Below are 3,241 nucleotides of genomic sequence, written 5' to 3'. Positions count from 1 at the left end.
GAGTAACAGCGTAACACTTGACGAATCTTTTCCATTCCTAATTGTCTATTGGGCATAACTGACTTTTATTCGTTTTTAACAAACAAAATAGAATTATAGATCGAGTAAACAAGAATGAAACTCACTTTTTAGGGGATCATTTTAAAGTGAATTTAAGGGGGCACTTTCGAGTGAATTTGGGGGATCACTTTAAAGTGAACGGAGGGGGGCAATGGTGAGTGAATTTTCCAATAAAGGATAAAAATAGGTGAATTTGCTTGGTTGACTAATTTATTTAGACTAACTTTGCATATACTAAATTTCATTTGATGATGGAACAACTTACTAAGCGTGAAGAAGAAGTGATGAACAAGTTTTGGGAGAGGGGCGAAGCTACCGTCAAGGAGATTATAGCCACTTATCCTGAACCTCGTCCAAGCCGGACTGCCATATCTACATTTGTGAAGTTTCTTGTCGAGAAAGGCTTTTTAGGGCATAAGCCGGCAGGGAACAACGGGTTCATATACTACCCACTCATAGAACGGGATGAGTATTGTGGCAACAACCTGAAGAATGTAGTACAGAGATATTTTAATAACTCTATTCGTGGTGTGATAAGCACTCTTGTAAGAGATAGGAAAATGTCGGATGATGAAGTTCGGGAGTTGATAAATCAGGTAATTGAAGGAAATCGCCAATAATAAAATTGAAAAGATATGGGTAATAATTTATTAGAGCAATGCCATAAAATTAAGGAAGAAATTTCCAATGAAACCACATTTCATTTGGGAATTGAAAACTTATTGTCTTTGCGTACCCAATTATTTGATATCTTAGCGCAGTTCAAAGTGGAATTATGTCGTGCTGATTTCAATGCTATCCCATTCATTGGAGAAGACGGTTTTCACAGCAAGACAATTGCCTATTCCATCTGGCATATATTCCGTATCGAGGATATTGTTACCCATACTCTAATCAACAAGGACAATCAGATATTCTTTTCAAGGGATTATAAAAGCTCGATTGGCTCTCCAATTATCACAACGGGTAACGAGCTTGAAAAACAGGAAATATCAGATTTCTCCAAAACATTGAATTTAGATGCGCTATATGAATATGCTGAATCTGTAAAAGACAATACCAGCCTATTGTTGAAAGAGCTTTCTTTTTGCGATTTGGAACGCAGAATGACTGATGAGGATAGGGAAAAACTCAAATCACTTCATGTTGTGAGCGACTCTGAAAATGCCCGGTGGTTGATAGATTACTGGTGTGGTGAAAATATCCGAGGTCTTATAATGATGCCTTTTTCCGAACATTGGTTGGCTCATATTTATGCGAGTTGGAAAATTAAATGCGCATTAAAAGGAATATCAAACAACTAAATATATGAATATGGAACAAAAATTTTGTCAAAGTTGCGGTATGCCGTTAACTGACAAAGATAAGGGAATAAATGCCGATGGCAGCCGCAATGATGATTACTGCAACTATTGTTACATGGATGGCCGGTTCACGCAGGACTTTACAATGGAGCAGATGATTGAGCATTGCGCTCGGTTCACCGATGATATAAACAAGTGGTCCGGAGAAAATATGACCGTGGAACAGGCTAAAGAGATGATGCGCCAATTCTATCCCAACCTCAAACGCTGGAAAAAATAAATATGAGATATTGTTGTACGGTTTTATCCGTGTCAGATATAAGCAAAGCCCGAAGTTTCTACGAAAACATATTCGGGTTGGAAGTCTGTCAAAATTATGGACGAAATATCCTGTTCTCCTGCGGTCTGGCTTTACAGCAGAATTTCGATTGGCTTATTGGCGTACCCAAAGAAAAAGTTCATAAAAAGTCAAACAATGTTGAAATCGTCTTTGAGGAACGTGATTTTGATGGCTTTCTGCAAAAGCTGAAAGGCAATTCGTCAATCGCATTCTTAGGTGAAGTCGTTGAGCATGATTGGGGACAGCGAGTAATCCGCTTTTACGATTTGGATGGGCATCTAATAGAAGTCGGTGAGGAAATGAAAATGGTCATAGAGAGATTCATTTCTAATGGAATGACTTTGGAAGAAGTTTCCAAGAGAATGGATGTTTCTGTCGATGACCTGCAAAAACTATTGAATTAAACCCTATAAATATGGATATACAACGTATAATCAGCTTGGTCAAAGAGACTAAGGGGATAATCACAAACAGGGAAATGGCAGCCCTTGTGAAAGAAAAAGGAGTAGCCGATTACGTTACTCAAGTGGATGTCGCCGTTCAGGATTTCTTGAAGAAGGCATTACATACACTTGCGCCGGACATACAGTTTCTCGGAGAGGAAACCGGCTTACAGCGTATGGATACAGACAGCTACTGGATTCTTGACCCTGTTGATGGCACTACCAACCTCATGCACGACTATCAGCATAGTGTGGTGTCGTTAGCTCTTTGTAGTCAGAAAGAGATAGTAATGGGCATTGTCTATGATCCGTTTCACGATGAACTTTTTTCTGCTGTCAAGGAAGAAGGAAGTTTCTTGAACGGCAAGCCCATACACGTTTCATCTGCCACAAAACTATCGGAAACCATCATAGGCATCGGCACTGCAAAAAGAGAATTAGCGAAAGAAAACTTTGCCCGATTTCTGAAAGTTTACGAAAATTCCCAAGATGTCCGAAGACTTGGCTCAGCCGCTTTGGAGTTGGCATATACAGCCTGCGGCAGACAAGGCGGATATTTCGAGATATATTTGAATCCGTGGGATTATGCGGCAGGAATGCTTCTGGTACAAGAAGCCGGGGAAAAGTGACTGATTGGAACGGGAATGCGCTTGACCCGGCTAAAGGAAGTCACGTCGTAGGAACAAACGGGCAAGTCCACGAAGAAATACTCAAATTATTATGAATGTAAAAGAAGTGTTGCAACAATTCGTTGAAGGTGCAACCGATCTGCGGTTTAATAACGTGGAGGTTACACCGGAAACAATACACGCAATCATGATAAATGAGATTGTTCCGTCACATCCGGAAGAGGACTTCTATGGAAAATCAGATGCGGCGTATATGACAACGACAATTCCGTTGTTCAAAAAAGCCGGGATAGAGGTAGATTCTGTGCAGGATATTCTCAACAAGGGGATTTATATTACCAATGCGGTTAAAATACCCAAAAACGGATATGTCGTTTCAAAGGAAAGCATAGAGGAAAGTCTGCCATATCTGGAAAGAGAGCTTGCATTGTTTCCCAACGTCAAGGTTATAATGCTTATGGGTGA

At 40.0% G+C, this 3,241-nt stretch carries 6 protein-coding genes; all 6 read left to right on the top strand.

What is annotated here, in order from left to right; translation table 11 throughout:
- Nucleotides 1-311: 311 nt before the first annotated feature.
- Nucleotides 312-680 (top strand): BlaI/MecI/CopY family transcriptional regulator, encoded by a 369-nt coding sequence (locus tag C5O24_RS12005; RefSeq protein WP_010801752.1) that lies wholly within the window; start codon nt 312-314, stop codon nt 678-680.
- Between the two features lie 15 nt (nt 681-695).
- The gene (locus tag C5O24_RS12000) at nt 696-1,364 is read left to right on the top strand and encodes a hypothetical protein (protein WP_010801753.1); all 669 of its coding nucleotides are present in this window, start codon (nt 696-698) and stop codon (nt 1,362-1,364) included.
- 10 nt (nt 1,365-1,374) lie between these two features.
- A complete protein-coding gene (locus C5O24_RS11995; RefSeq protein WP_010801754.1) occupies nt 1,375-1,644 on the top strand; it encodes a zinc ribbon domain-containing protein in 270 nt (89 codons plus the stop codon).
- A 2-nt stretch (nt 1,645-1,646) separates the two neighbouring features.
- Complete coding sequence (locus tag C5O24_RS11990) at nt 1,647-2,108, top strand: VOC family protein (RefSeq protein ID WP_010801755.1); 462 nt, start codon at nt 1,647-1,649, stop codon at nt 2,106-2,108.
- Nucleotides 2,109-2,119: 11 nt separating this feature from the next.
- A complete protein-coding gene (locus C5O24_RS11985) occupies nt 2,120-2,776 on the top strand; it encodes an inositol monophosphatase family protein (RefSeq protein WP_240604999.1) in 657 nt (218 codons plus the stop codon).
- A 91-nt stretch (nt 2,777-2,867) separates the two neighbouring features.
- Nucleotides 2,868-3,241: uracil-DNA glycosylase family protein (locus C5O24_RS11980; protein WP_240604997.1), on the top strand; the 374-nt coding region annotated here is incomplete at its 3' end.

It is taken from the genome of Paramuribaculum intestinale (genome assembly GCF_003024925.1).
Lineage (GTDB): Bacteria > Bacteroidota > Bacteroidia > Bacteroidales > Muribaculaceae > Paramuribaculum > Paramuribaculum intestinale.
The sequence above is the reverse complement of the archived record's forward strand: the minus strand, read 5'-3'. Positions and strand labels throughout refer to the sequence as shown.